Origin of the sequence: Erwinia sp. HDF1-3R (assembly GCF_039621855.1) — a bacterium.
Lineage (GTDB): Bacteria > Pseudomonadota > Gammaproteobacteria > Enterobacterales > Enterobacteriaceae > Erwinia.
This window is the reverse complement of the sequence record NZ_CP155071.1, coordinates 2,566,674-2,578,710: the sequence shown is the minus strand read 5'-3', so window position 1 is coordinate 2,578,710 and position 12,037 is coordinate 2,566,674. Positions and strand designations below refer to the sequence as shown.

General features: G+C 55.6%; 10 protein-coding genes and 1 pseudogene. 6 read left to right on the top strand and 5 right to left on the bottom strand.

What is annotated here, in order from left to right:
• The first annotated feature begins 104 nt into the window (after nucleotides 1-104).
• From AAGR22_RS11750 to yciH, 4 genes are all read left to right on the top strand, one after another.
• Complete coding sequence (locus tag AAGR22_RS11750) at nucleotides 105-413, top strand: LapA family protein (protein ID WP_345827656.1); 309 nt, start codon at nucleotides 105-107, stop codon at nucleotides 411-413.
• Between the two features lie 6 nt (nucleotides 414-419).
• Nucleotides 420-1,589, top strand: coding sequence for a lipopolysaccharide assembly protein LapB (gene lapB, locus AAGR22_RS11745; RefSeq protein WP_067701512.1), 1,170 nt, complete (start codon nucleotides 420-422; stop codon nucleotides 1,587-1,589).
• A gap of 217 nt (nucleotides 1,590-1,806) precedes the next feature.
• Entirely contained in the window at nucleotides 1,807-2,523 is a 717-nt protein-coding gene (gene pyrF / locus AAGR22_RS11740; RefSeq protein ID WP_345827655.1) for an orotidine-5'-phosphate decarboxylase, read from the top strand.
• Complete coding sequence (gene yciH / locus AAGR22_RS11735) at nucleotides 2,523-2,849, top strand: stress response translation initiation inhibitor YciH (RefSeq protein WP_345827653.1); 327 nt, start codon at nucleotides 2,523-2,525, stop codon at nucleotides 2,847-2,849. The genes pyrF and yciH overlap by 1 nt, the downstream gene beginning before the upstream one ends.
• Nucleotides 2,850-2,926: 77 nt before the next feature.
• Here yciH and osmB read toward each other — a convergent pair whose 3' ends face one another.
• Complete coding sequence (gene osmB / locus AAGR22_RS11730) at nucleotides 2,927-3,145, bottom strand: osmotically-inducible lipoprotein OsmB (protein WP_067701521.1); 219 nt, start codon at nucleotides 3,143-3,145, stop codon at nucleotides 2,927-2,929.
• Between the two features lie 435 nt (nucleotides 3,146-3,580).
• On the opposite strand from osmB, the gene araD reads away from it, so the two are divergent.
• Complete coding sequence (araD, locus tag AAGR22_RS11725) at nucleotides 3,581-4,282, top strand: L-ribulose-5-phosphate 4-epimerase (RefSeq protein ID WP_345827652.1); 702 nt, start codon at nucleotides 3,581-3,583, stop codon at nucleotides 4,280-4,282.
• Between the two features lie 199 nt (nucleotides 4,283-4,481).
• Nucleotides 4,482-5,351: a crotonase/enoyl-CoA hydratase family protein gene (locus AAGR22_RS11720; protein WP_067701534.1), complete on the top strand. Its 870-nt coding sequence runs from the start codon at nucleotides 4,482-4,484 to the stop codon at nucleotides 5,349-5,351.
• Here AAGR22_RS11720 and pdeR read toward each other — a convergent pair.
• The 4 genes and pseudogenes from pdeR to AAGR22_RS11700 all read right to left on the bottom strand — a co-directional run bounded on the left by pdeR (nucleotide 5,348) and on the right by AAGR22_RS11700 (nucleotide 11,980).
• Nucleotides 5,348-7,330: a cyclic di-GMP phosphodiesterase gene (pdeR, locus tag AAGR22_RS11715; RefSeq protein ID WP_345827649.1), complete on the bottom strand. Its 1,983-nt coding sequence runs from the start codon at nucleotides 7,328-7,330 to the stop codon at nucleotides 5,348-5,350. The genes AAGR22_RS11720 and pdeR overlap by 4 nt on opposite strands.
• A gap of 273 nt (nucleotides 7,331-7,603) precedes the next feature.
• Nucleotides 7,604-7,780, bottom strand: a pseudogene (locus tag AAGR22_RS11710) (CstA-like transporter-associated (seleno)protein); the annotation flags it as partial.
• 37 nt (nucleotides 7,781-7,817) lie between these two features.
• A complete protein-coding gene (locus tag AAGR22_RS11705) occupies nucleotides 7,818-9,884 on the bottom strand; it encodes a carbon starvation CstA family protein (RefSeq protein ID WP_345827647.1) in 2,067 nt (688 codons plus the stop codon).
• A gap of 161 nt (nucleotides 9,885-10,045) precedes the next feature.
• Nucleotides 10,046-11,980: an exoribonuclease II gene (locus AAGR22_RS11700; protein WP_345827646.1), complete on the bottom strand. Its 1,935-nt coding sequence runs from the start codon at nucleotides 11,978-11,980 to the stop codon at nucleotides 10,046-10,048.
• Between the last annotated feature and the right edge of the window lie 57 nt (nucleotides 11,981-12,037).

The window sequence follows — 12,037 nt, the reverse complement described above, 5'->3', positions numbered from 1 at the left end:
GGGCCTGTTTTCCCGGTCAATGCGGTTCCCGACGCATCAGACAAGCAACAGGGCATTTTTTTTGGCATAATTCAGCTGGATAACACCAGCTTAAAGGACGGACTGTGAAATATTTGCTGATTTTTTTACTGGTACTGGTGATTTTTATCATCTCCATTACCCTGGGGGCTCACAACGATCAGACGGTGACCTTTAACTATTTGTTAGCGCAGGGTCAATATCGGGTATCCACGCTGTTAGCGACGTTGTTTGCCGCCGGTTTTATTCTGGGCTGGGCAATATGCGGACTTTTCTGGCTGCGGGTACGCGTGTCACTGGCCCACTCTCAGCGTAAAGTTAAACGTCTCCAGCAGCAGCTGGGTCAGACAGAAGAAATCGTGACAGTGTCACCCGTCCCCGCTGTTAAGGAATAATTTTTTATGTTGGAACTGCTGTTTCTGTTATTACCCGTTGCCGCCGCTTATGGCTGGTATATGGGGCGCAGGAGTGCGCAGCAGGATAAACAACAGGAAGCCAGCCGCCTGTCGCGAGATTACGTTACGGGCGTAAACTTTCTGTTATCAAATCAGCAGGATAAAGCCGTCGATCTCTTTCTGGACATGCTCAAAGAGGACAGCGGAGCGGTTGAAGCCCACCTTACGCTGGGCAATTTGTTTCGCTCTCGCGGCGAGGTGGATAAGGCCATACGCATTCACCAGTCGCTAATGGAAAGCGCTTCCCTGACTTACGACCAGCGTCTGCTGGCCATCCAGCAGCTTGGACGTGATTATATGGCGGCCGGCTTCTACGATCGTGCCGAAGAGATGTTCAGTCATCTGGTGGATGAAACCGATTTTCGCATTGGGGCACTGCAGCAGCTGCTGCTTATCCACCAGGCGACCAGCGACTGGAGCAAAGCCATTGAAGTGGCAGAGCGGCTGGTTAAGCTGGGGAAAGAGAAGCAACGTCTGGAGATCGCCCACTTTTACTGCGAGCTTGCGCTGCAGGCAATGGGCAGTGACGATCTCGACCGGGCGATGACGCTGTTGCGTAAAGGAGAGTCGGCCGATCGCGAGTGCGCGCGCGTGTCGATAATGATGGGCCGCATTCATATGGCCAGGGGCGAATATGCGAAAGCGGTAGGCCATTTGCAGCGTGTGATCGAGCAGGATAAAGAGCTGGTCAGCGAAACGCTGGAGATGCTGCAAACCTGCTACCAGCATCTCGATAAGCAGAATGACTGGGTTGACTACCTTAAGCGCTGCGTAGAAGAGAATACCGGGGCCGCTGCCGAACTCTACCTTTCCGATGTTATTGAGAAAGATGAAGGGGGAGAGGTCGCTCAGCTTTATATCAATCGGCAGCTACAACGGCATCCGACCATGCGGGGCTTCCACCGCCTGATGGATTATCACCTGCACGAAGCGGAAGACGGCAGGGCGAAAGAGAGCCTGATGGTACTGCGCGATATGGTCGGAGAGCAAATCCGCACCAAGCCACGCTACCGCTGTCATAAATGCGGTTTTACCGCCCATGCACTTTACTGGCACTGCCCATCCTGCCGTGCCTGGTCTTCGGTTAAGCCTATTCGCGGTCTTGACGGCCAGTAACGCAGCCCGCGTTGCCGGTCCGGGTCCGCATCGCGCTTTAGTTACAACATACTTAAGATTTGCCATCAGCGGGTTTCAGAACCCCCAGCGTTTGCCCAGTCTGGCAGGGGAGAAAAGGGAAAACTGAGCAGGGAACTGTGAATTTTCCGGCGCCACAGGTAGAATGCATGCCGTTTCTCGCCTGCACCGCTGGTGCTTTACTTAAAAGGGTATATCCATGCATTCACCTCAGATAGCGGGTTCTCCGATTCTGCTGGCATTAGACTACGCGTGTCTTGACAGCGCGATGGCTTTCGTTGACCAGATTGACCCCAAAAGCTGTCGCCTGAAGGTAGGCAAAGAGATGTTTACCCTGTTTGGCCCACAACTGGTGCGGGACCTTCAGCAGCGGGGCTTTGAGATCTTCCTCGATCTCAAGTTTCATGATATCCCCAACACCACGGCGCACGCGGTGGCCGCCGCCGCCGAGCTTGGCGTTTGGATGGTAAACGTACACGCCAGCGGTGGGGCACGTATGATGACGGCAGCCCGCGAAGCATTGGTTCCTTTTGGCAAAGATGCCCCCATGCTGATTGCCGTTACCGTGCTCACCAGCATGGACGCGGAAGATCTCAGGGAGCTGGGTATCACGCTGTCACCCGCTGAACACGCCGAACGGCTGGCGCGTCTGACGCAACAGTGTGGTCTTGATGGCGTGGTCTGTTCTGCGCACGAAGCGGTTAGCCTTAAGCAGGCGCTGGGAAGCGCCTTTAAGCTGGTGACGCCAGGTATCAGACCGGCGGGCAGCGCAGCGGGCGACCAGCGCCGTATTATGACGCCCCAGCAGGCACAGCAGGCGGGGGTGGATTATATGGTGATCGGCCGCCCCATCACGCAATCCCCGGATCCGGCGGCCACGCTCTCCGCGATTCTGGCTTCATTACAGGAGGCATAATGGCTGATAACGAAAACAGGCTGGTTTATTCGACCGACACGGGCCGCATTGATGCGCCGAAAGCGGCTCCCCAGCGCCCTAAGGGCGACGGTATTGTCCGCATTCAGCGGCAGACCAGCGGCAGAAAGGGGAAGGGCGTCTGCCTGATAAACGGGCTGGATTTAACGGATAGCGATTTGGAGAAGCTGGCCGCGGAGCTAAAGAAAAAATGTGGCTGCGGTGGTGCGGTTAAGGACGGCATTATTGAAATCCAGGGCGATAAGCGTGACCTGATTAAAACGCTGCTGGAAGCCAAGGGACTGAAGGTAAAGCTGGCGGGTGGCTGATGTCAAAAGTCAGGGCCGCGAGTGTTCGCGGCCCTGGCAGGGACGTGCTGCTATAGTCTTATTTATTAGTATCGAAATTAACGGCTAATCTGATGGCCGATAACCCCACCTACTGCGGCCCCGCCAAGGGTACCTAAACCGCTACCATTGGAAAGAACAGAACCACCAATTGCGCCGGCACCCGCCCCAAGTGCTGTATTTCGATCGCGTTTTGACCAGTGTGAGCAGGCGCTCAGTGACAGGACTAACGTGGCGGCCAGCACGGCGGCGGAAATGCGTTTTGCGGTCATAGACATAATTACTTCTCCAAAATTGCTACTACAGGGAACTCTGCTTAAGTATAGCGTTCAACCTGCGTTTCTGGCCCGCTCTCAGCATAATTATTAGCGATTTATCTTCCTAAAAAGAAACAAACCGCATAATCAACTTCTCACTCTCTTACGAGCAGTACGTGAGGGGCAGTGCCTGTGTCTAAAAGGTTAGATAGCTAACTATCACTCCTGGTTCTATTGCTGACATTAATTATAACCCGGCGGGGGCAGGGCGAAAGGTAAAAAATCTTATTTAGCGCCACGTGATTCTGGCAGCAGCCTCTTCAGCGCTACATTTTTTAATTGAATCATCACAATTAGAGATCGACAGCCAGTTTCTGCCGCACATCCAGCCGTTACCTCCATACCCGTCTTCGCCGCGAACAATGAAAATAAAAAGAAACGCGATGGGAGCAGAAAGTGTTAGAACAACTCAAGCAGCAGGTGCTGGAGGCGAATCTCGACCTTCCGCGTCATAACCTGGTGGTATTCACCTGGGGGAATGTAAGCGCCGCAGACCGTGAATCCGGGCTGATGGTGATTAAGCCCTCGGGCGTTAGCTATGGTGCAATGACGCAGGACGATATGGTGGTGGTTAACATACTGACGGGCGAAGTTATCGAGGGGAGCAAACGGCCCTCTTCCGATACGGACACGCATCGGGCGCTCTATCAGGCCTGGCCGCAAATTGGGGGAATTGTCCATACGCATTCACGTCATGCCACCATCTGGGCCCAGTCAGGCCGGGATATTCCCGCATGGGGTACCACGCATGCCGACGACTTCTACGGGGCGGTTCCCTGTACCCGGCAGATGCACACCAGCGAAATTCAGGGGCGCTATGAGTGGGAAACCGGGCAGGTGATCGTCGAAACATTCAGGGAGAGGCAGCTCGATCCGCTGGCCATCCCTGCCGTGTTGATTAACTCGCACGGGCCGTTCTGTTGGGGTAAAACGGCGGAGGAGGCGGTTCACTCTGCGGTGGTCCTGGAAGAGGTCGCTTACATGGGTATTTACAGCCAGCAGCTTTCGCCTGAACTCCCGGCAATGCAGCAGCCTCTTCTGGATCGCCACTATCTTCGCAAGCACGGCAGTAATGCCACCTATGGTCAGAAAAAGTAATTCTTTCAACGATGCTTAAGTTACTTTCGCATTATTCCCACCCCTAAAACTGCTGTCACCGCTGGTCACGCACGCGGCTGACAGCCTGCGTCGGGCCCCCCTCTGTTTTATCTTAAAAATCAGATACCCGTTTAGAGAACAGTCCCTCTGGATTACGCTTGAACCGCATTTGAGCACACCCATAAACAGAGGAAATACCATGACCGTTATTAATCAAACTACCTGCAGGCTGTTTAGTGAAGTTGGACAAACCACCCAGCTTTCCGCGTACTACGAAGAAGGCCGCCGTACGATGTGGATGATGCTACGGGCGCAGCCGCGTCCAAGTTTTAACCATGAGCTTATTGAAGAGATAATGAATCTCAGCTATGCCGCCCAGCGTTCAGGTTTGCCGATCGATTTTTGGGTTACCGGCTCGCTGGTGCCGACCATGTTCAATGCAGGCGGCGATCTCAACTTCTTCGCCCAGTGCATTAAAAACGGACGCCGTGAAGCCCTGCGCGCCTATGCCCGGGCCTGCGTAGACTGTATCCATGCCGCCGCGAGGGGGTTCGATACCGGCGCAGTCAGTATCGCAATGATTGAGGGTAGCGCGCTGGGCGGCGGTTTTGAAGCCGCGCTGGCGCACCACTTCATCCTCGCACAGGACACCGCCCGGATGGGCTTTCCTGAAATCGCCTTCAACCTCTTCCCGGGGATGGGGGGATACTCACTGGTGGCGCGCCGCTCCGGCATGAAGCTGGCGGAGGAGTTAATCTGCGAGGGGGAGTCTCACAGCGCCGAGTGGTTTGCAGAGCGCGGGCTGGTCGATAAGGTTTTTCAACCCGGGGAAGGCTACCAGGCTACCCGCACCTTTATTGACGTCCTGCGGCCAAAACTTAACGGGGTGAGGGCGATGCTGAAAGCCCGCCAGCGCGTACTGCAATTATCGCGTGCTGAGCTGATGGACATCACCGAAGACTGGGTCGATTTTGCCTTCACCATGGAGCCCAAAGACCTTGCCTATATGGAGCGTCTGGTCCTGATACAAAATCGCCACAGCGCCCAGGCATTGAGAAAGGTAAGCTAATTATTTAGATGCGCTTTAAGCCAGTGCTCGAGCTCGTTAGCGGGCATTGGCTTAGCGTAAAGAAAGCCCTGACGCCCATCCACTCCACTGGCAATGACAAACTCCTCTTCCTCTTTAGTTTCGATCCCCTCGGCAATCACGCTGAGATCCAGCGCCCTGGCAACGGCGACGATGGCTTTAACCAGCGACTGCGACACCGGCTGGTGGTTCACATCGCGAATAAAGCTCTGATCGAGTTTAATGGCGTTAATCGGCACGCGCGCCAGCTGTGAAAGCGACGAATAGCCGGTGCCAAAATCATCAAGATGTACCTCTGCGCCCAGCGCTTTAAACTGTGCCATCAGCGACAGCGCTTTCTCTTCATTTTCAATCAGGCAGCTTTCGGTCAGTTCAATATCGATTGGGCTTTGACTCAACCCCGCCTGTTCCAGCGCCTGTTTGAAATCGACCAGGATGCTTTGATCGGCCAGCTGACGAGGCGAAACGTTCACCGCAACACGCAGATGAATGCCCTGTTCCCGCCAGCGGAGCGTCTGTGCCAGCGCACTCAGCATCACCCAGCGGCCTAAGGGGACAATCAGCCCTGACTCCTCGGCATAGGAGATGAAACTGCCGGGCGGCACCAGGCCGCGCTCTGGCGACTGCCAGCGCACCAGCGCCTCCACGCTGGAGACCTGACCATTCGCGTCGAGCTTTGGCTGATAGTGAAGGATAAGCTGATCCTGCTCGAGGGCTTTTCGCAAATTGGTATCCAGCCAGAGATATTCAAACACCCGCTGGTTCATCTCCGTGGAGAAGATGCAGAACTTGCCGCGCCCGCTCTCTTTGGCGGTATACATGGCGGTATCGGCATTGCGTATCAGACTCTCGCGGTCGTCGCCGTGCTGCGGACTGACCGCCACCCCGATTGAACAGCCGGAATAGACTTCAATCAGCCCAATACGAAACGGCAGCTTGAGGCGCTCAAGAATGCGCTCTGACATCGCCTCCAGCGCGCACTGGCTTGAGTTAAGCGCCAGCACAATAAATTCATCGCCACCCAGACGGGCCAGCGTCTGATCGGTCTCAAGACAGCCGAGGATGGCAAGGGAGACGGCCTGTAACAGCCGATCGCCAAACATATGCCCGTAGGCATCATTGACCTTCTTGAAGTTGTCCAGGTCCAGATAAACAATGCCCACCTGAGTGTCGCCACGCTGCTCCACCGCGTCACCGATAGCAAGATGGATCGCATTGCGATTGGGCAGGCCGGTAATGGTATCCGTATTGGCCAGCACCTGCAGACGCTCCTGTGCACGGCGCTCTTCGGTAATATCCGTACCGGAACAGATAAGATAGATTTCGTTCTTACCGCTGCCGCTATGGACAAACTTATTGCGGAACAGAAACAGTCGCTGGCCCTTTTTGGTCTTAACCCAGCGCTCTACCTCATAGGAGCTGCCATCCCGGAAAAATCCGCTGATGTTACGTCTTGAAGCCGCGGCTTCCTGGCGGGTCATAAACAGCTGGAAGACATTGCAGCCAATCACTTCCTGCTCTTTCAGGCCGGTATACTCCTCACTCATGCGGTTAAAGCGCTGAATATTGCCACGCTGATCGAGGATAACAATCACCGAATTTGCTTCGGAGACGACCTGCTCGGCGAAGGACAACCCTAACGACAGGTCGCGCGCCACGGCAGAGGTATCACCCCATGCCGATGCGCTCCCCGCCCATTCCGAGCGGTTAACCTTGCGGCCAACCAGATGCATGGGGATCTCTTCACCATAGAGAGAAAGAGTCAGATTCACGCTGGAGGTGATCACGGTCATACCTCGCAGCAGCCTGGCCTGAACCGGGGTGAGCGCCACAGCGATGTGAGTGGAAGAGGTTTCGTCTTCGGCGAAATTGAGCGCATCGCTGTCGGAAGTTAAACGCCAATGAGGGCTTGTAGTACCAAACCGGGTATAGAATAACGACTGCCCGTAATCATCGGTCATTTAATCATCTCCTTAAAACATGCGATGCAGCTGTATCTTATTATTTTAGCAACAGTATTCGTCAACCTGCACAATCACAAGCTGAATAATGAATATATTTCTTAAGTGAAGATGAACGGCGAAACTAATATGCCCCGCTGGATTGCGCACAAGGACATCTAAAAAATTCGAGGTCACGATGGTACTGCCGGATAGGGAAATCATAAGGTTAACCCCCGAGCCGACGCTCGGGGGGACGCACCTGTATGCACCGGGTGAACTGCCGGGGCAACGTTAGCAGGGACACCTGCCGGAACCGCCGCCTTTACCCGGATAGCGAGCATCAATGCAGTAGCGGTGAAACGCTTTCTCGGTCATGGGCGTTAATTCAGGGTGCTGCTGCTGCATATGACGCAGATAGCCCGCATAGTCCCGTACCCCGACCATCAATCTGAAGCTCTGTGTCAGCCGGGATATAAACAGCCCGGCAGTAAGACGCGTAGTATTGTCAGACATGGCTGGCCTCATTTCGTCGTGTTGTATCGCTCTCGTGAACGGTCGGGTGGGCACTGTTGAGTGCACGGCGGATCACAAAAAAGGCGGCAATCAGCATCGTCACCGCGACCAGCATAAAGAAGGCGCAAAGCGCCGCGTTAATCTGGTTACTTAATACAATCGTCTGCATATCCGCTAACGTCTTCGCCGGAGCGATAACCGTGCCATTCTCAATGCCAGCTGAGAATTTACGCGCCTGCGCCAGAAAACCAATATTCGGCAGGGGATGGAAAATTTTCTGCCAGCCCGCGGTCATTGAGGTGATCAGCAGCCAGGCCGTTGGCAGAAGGGTTACCCACGCATAGCGCTGTTTCTTCATTTTAAACAGCACCACGGTGCCGAGGATCAGCGCCATGGAGGCCAGCATCTGATTACCAATGCCAAACAGCGGCCAGAGCGTGTTGATCCCGCCCAGGGGGTCCTTGACGCCCTGATAAACAAAGAAGCCCCATCCGGCGACGGCAACGCTGGTGCCCGCAATGTTACCGAGCCATGAGCGATTATTACCGAGGGCGGGGACTACCGTACCAATCAGGTCCTGCACCATAAAACGACAGGCCCGTGTACCGGCATCGACGGCGGTGAGAATAAACAGTGCTTCAAAGAGAATAGCGAAGTGATACCAGAACGCCATCATTGCCCGGCTGTTAAATACTTCGGTGATAATATGCGCCATGCCGACGGCAAAGGTCGGTGCGCCACCTGCCCGTGAAAGTATTGAGCCTTCACCCACATCGCGGGCGATGCCATTCAGCACTTCTGGCGTGACCACAAAGCCCCAGCCGTTGATCGCCTGCGAGGCCGTTTCCACCGTAGTGCCAATCAGCGCTGCCGGCGAGTTCATGGCGAAATAGACGCCGGGTTCGATCACGGAGGCACAAATCAGCGCCATAATCGCCACAAATGACTCCATCAACATTGCACCATAGCCAATGAAGCGGATATGACTTTCACGCTCGATCAGTTTCGGTGTGGTGCCGCTGGAAACCAGCGCGTGGAACCCAGAAATGGCACCACAGGCGATGGTAATAAACAGGAAGGGAAACAGGCTGCCTGAAAATACCGGGCCGCTGCCGTCGGTAAACTGCGTCAGGGCGGGCATTTTCATTTCGGGCATGGCGAAAACAATCCCCACCGCCAGCCCGACAATCACCCCAATTTTGAGGAAGGTTGACAGATAGTCACGCGGCGCCAGCAGCAGCCAGACGGGGAGAACGGACGCGATAAAGCCATAGATTACCAGCACCCAGGTCAGGGTGGTCCCTTCGAGGGTAAAGAAGGGGCCAAGGGTAGGGTGCCGCGCGACATCGCCGCCATAAATAATCGCGGCCATCATCAGCACAAAGCCAATCAGCGACACCTCTGCGATTTTACCCGGGCGGATATAGCGCATATAGATGCCCATCAGCAGGGCGATCGGCAGCGTGGCGGCAATGGTAAACAGCCCCCAGGGACTGTTCGCCAGCGCCTTCACCACTACCAGCGCCAGCGCGGAAAGAATAATAATCATCACGCCCAGCGCGCCCAGCATGGTCACCACGCCCGCAAAGGCCCCCAGCTCCTGCTTAGCCATTTCACCCAGCGAGCGGCCATCGCGCCGGGTTGAGATAAACAGGATCAGAAAGTCCTGCACCGCACCAGCCAGCATCACGCCGACCAGGATCCAAATGGTCCCGGGGAGAAAGCCCATTTGTGCTGCCAGAATCGGGCCAACCAGCGGCCCGGCCCCGGCAATCGCGGCGAAGTGATGACCGAACAGTACCCATTTATTGGTGGGCACATAGTCCAGACCGTCGTTATGGCGCTCGGCAGGCGTCCGTCTGCGGTCATCCAGTTCAAAAATATCCCTGGCGATAAACAGGCTGTAAAATCGCCAGGCAATGCTATAGCAGGCTACCGAGGCCACAACCAGCCACAGTGCGTTCACATGTTCACCACGGCTTAATGCCAGCATGGCAAACGCGCCAGCGCCGATCACCGCCACCGTACTCCATATCACGCCGGTTTTGACGTTTCTCATTACATAACTCCTTGCAGCAACCATAAGAAGGGGCACAGAAGCTTAAGGTAATGTAATCGTTTGTTAATGAAAGTGAATCAGCGGAGAAGTGTGAGGAGGGGAGGTTTTTTTCGTTATCGGATGAGGCAGGTGGGATAAGGGGCTATCCCACCTGAAGGAGGTTATGCGACGGGGCGGGCCACGACGCTGCGCGTTTCCATACGCACTTCAGCGATCGTCACTTCAATCACGTCCGTGACGCGGTAAGCAACTTCACCTTTGATCTGAACGGTGCCGTTCTCCTGGCTGCATACCATCTCATCACGCACCGCGTGAATAAAGGGGGCAGGGATAAAGGCGACCGCGCCGTTATCGGTCAGCCGCACGCGCATTCCGCCGCGTGACACATCAATAATCTCCGCACTGAAGCGTTGATCGGTTCCGGCAGCGCTTTGCAGGAAGCGCGAGTATAACCAGTCTCCGACATCGCGCTCAGCCATGCGGTTCTGACGCCGACGCTCGGCCATTCTCACCGTAATCGCATCCTGAGGGCGTGGGGCGCTTTCGCCTTTGATAATCGCCTTCAGCAGGCGATGGTTGATCATATCGCCATATTTACGGATAGGTGAGGTCCAGGTGGCATAGGCCTCAAGGCCCAGACCGAAATGGGGACCGGGTTCGATACTGACCTCAGCAAAGGACTGAAAACGGCGGATACGGCTGTCGAGGAACTGCGTCGGCTGCGCATCCAGATCGCGGCGCAGGGCGCGGAAACCTTCCAGCGTAGCGATGGCCAGTGGGTCAACCTTCACGCCGTGGTTATCGAGCACGTTGGCCGCCAGCTCAGCACCGGCTGCATCAAAGCCCTGGTGGACGTTATAAACGCCGAAGCCCAGCTTATCGCGCAGTACGGTCGCCGCGCAGATATTGGCGGTGATCATCGCTTCTTCGACAATACGGTTAGCAATACGGCGGTGTTCAGCGATGATATCCAGCACTTCGCCTTTCTCACCCAGCAGGAAGCGGAAATCAGGGCGATCTTTAAACACCAGCGCATGGGTCTGGCGCCATTCGGCGCGTGCCAGGCAGAGGCGGTGCAGCAGACGAATTTGGTTCGCGATCGCATCCGCTTCTGGCTGCCAGTCACCGATATTCTCCAGCCAGTCAGAGACATTGTCATAGGCCAGTTTGGCTTTGGACTCAATCCAGGCGGCGAAGAAGTGAATATCCGCGCCCAGCGAGCCATCTGCGGCAACGCGAACGCGGCAGGCCAGTACCGGACGACGTTCATGCGGGCGCAGCGAGCAGATATCGTCAGAGAGCTGACGCGGCAGCATCGGAATATTAAAGCCCGGCAGGTAGTTGGTGAATGCGCGCTGTGCGGCAATAGTATCCAGCTCACTGTCGGCAGCCACATAAGCGGTCGGATCGGCAATAGCGATGGTCAGCAGCAGCTCACCTTCCGGCGTTTCCTGCACGTAGAGCGCATCATCCATGTCCTGGGTGCTGGCGCTGTCGATGGTGACAAACTCCAGCGCGGTCAGATCTTCGCGCTCAGGCTGCTCATCCAGCATTTCGCCAGCGGTCGCCTCGGGCGCTTCACGTTCCAGATTGTGGCGTGAGAGGGTAACCCACCAGGGGGCGAGATGATCGTCGGCGGTGGTGATAAAGCCCGTCAGCTCGGCGTAAAAGGTACGGTCGCCCTTCAGCGGGTGGCGGCGCATTTCGGCCACGGCCCAGTCGCCCTGCTGAAAATCATGCTGGACGCTGCGATCCGCGCGGCACTGAATGGCGTCTTTTAACAGTGGATGGTCGGGTATGATGGAAAGACGATCGTCTTTCTTTTGTACGCGGCCAACAAAACGGGTCAGGAAGGGCTCTATCAGCGTTTCGGGATCGGCAACTTCACGATCCTTATCGGTCTGGATCACCGCGCTGATGCGGTCGCCATGCATCACCTTTTTCATAAAAGGGGGCGGAATAAAGTAACTCTTCTGAGCGTCTACTTCGAGAAAGCCGAAGCCTTTTTCCGTGCCTTTTACCACCCCTTCAACACGCGGCGTCTGGGAGTGGAGTTTCTCTTTGAGCTGCGCGAGCAGCGGGTTATCCTGGAACATAATCTCAACAGTTTTCGTGGCCTAAGAGCGGCAGACAGTTTTACGCGATTAACCGGC

Excerpts from the sequence above, each read along its gene's own strand:
- pyrF (WP_345827655.1), top strand. The coding sequence starts at position 1,807 with ATGCATTCACCTCAGATAGCGGGTTCTCCGATTCTGCTGGCATTAGAC.
- AAGR22_RS11705 (WP_345827647.1), bottom strand. The coding sequence starts at position 9,884 with ATGAGAAACGTCAAAACCGGCGTGATATGGAGTACGGTGGCGGTGATC.
- yciH (WP_345827653.1), top strand. The coding sequence starts at position 2,523 with ATGGCTGATAACGAAAACAGGCTGGTTTATTCGACCGACACGGGCCGC.
- pdeR (WP_345827649.1), bottom strand. The coding sequence starts at position 7,330 with ATGACCGATGATTACGGGCAGTCGTTATTCTATACCCGGTTTGGTACT.
- osmB (WP_067701521.1), bottom strand. The coding sequence starts at position 3,145 with ATGTCTATGACCGCAAAACGCATTTCCGCCGCCGTGCTGGCCGCCACG.
- AAGR22_RS11720 (WP_067701534.1), top strand. The coding sequence starts at position 4,482 with ATGACCGTTATTAATCAAACTACCTGCAGGCTGTTTAGTGAAGTTGGA.
- AAGR22_RS11700 (WP_345827646.1), bottom strand. The coding sequence starts at position 11,980 with ATGTTCCAGGATAACCCGCTGCTCGCGCAGCTCAAAGAGAAACTCCAC.
- lapB (WP_067701512.1), top strand. The coding sequence starts at position 420 with ATGTTGGAACTGCTGTTTCTGTTATTACCCGTTGCCGCCGCTTATGGC.